The organism is Acetivibrio ethanolgignens (genome assembly GCF_001461035.1).
Taxonomy (GTDB): Bacteria; Bacillota; Clostridia; order Lachnospirales; family Lachnospiraceae; genus Velocimicrobium; species Velocimicrobium ethanolgignens.
Map to the genome: position 1 here is coordinate 1 of NZ_LNAM01000130.1, position 658 is coordinate 658.

Here is a 658-nt window from a genome sequence, read left to right on the forward strand (position 1 = left end):
GATTACGCTATATATAAAATGCATAAAGTTGACAAAAAAATACCGGCAATTACAAGCAAGGCAATTACAAGCAACTGCCGGGTTATTAATCTTTATTCACTTCAAAACTCAGGAGTATACCATTTTTCAGAGACTTGTTCAAGGAAGATTTCTTGCATTTTCTTCTTTACATATAGTATTGAATACTATATAATGTAACATAGAGGTGATTAGATGGGTTTTTCTAATGAATCATTTATCAGAGAAATTATTAATAATATAAAAAATATAGATTATATCCGACCGGAGGAGATTCCTAACATAGATTTGTATATGGATCAGGTGACTACCTTTATGGATGAGCATCTGGAGGGCTCAAAGCGATATCCGGAGGATAAGCTTCTGACAAAGACGATGATTAATAACTATACGAAGAACAACCTTTTACCGTCTCCCAATAAGAAGAAGTATTCTAAAGAGCATATGCTTTTACTGCTCTTTATCTACTATTTTAAAAATATTCTTTCTATCAGTGATATTCAGAGTATATTTGAACCACTGACAGAAAAGTATTATGACAAAGAGGATGGCTTTACCCTGGAGGAGATATATAAGTCTGTTTTTGAAATAAGGCTACCGCAATCCCACTGGCTTTAGACGGTGGGTTAAGGTAGCCAAA

General features: G+C 33.7%; 1 pseudogene. It reads left to right on the forward strand.

Annotated elements, in window-relative coordinates:
• Positions 1-213: 213 nt before the first annotated feature.
• A pseudogene (locus ASU35_RS06930) lies at positions 214-609 on the forward strand (DUF1836 domain-containing protein); the annotation flags it as partial.
• Positions 610-658: the final 49 nt, after the last annotated feature.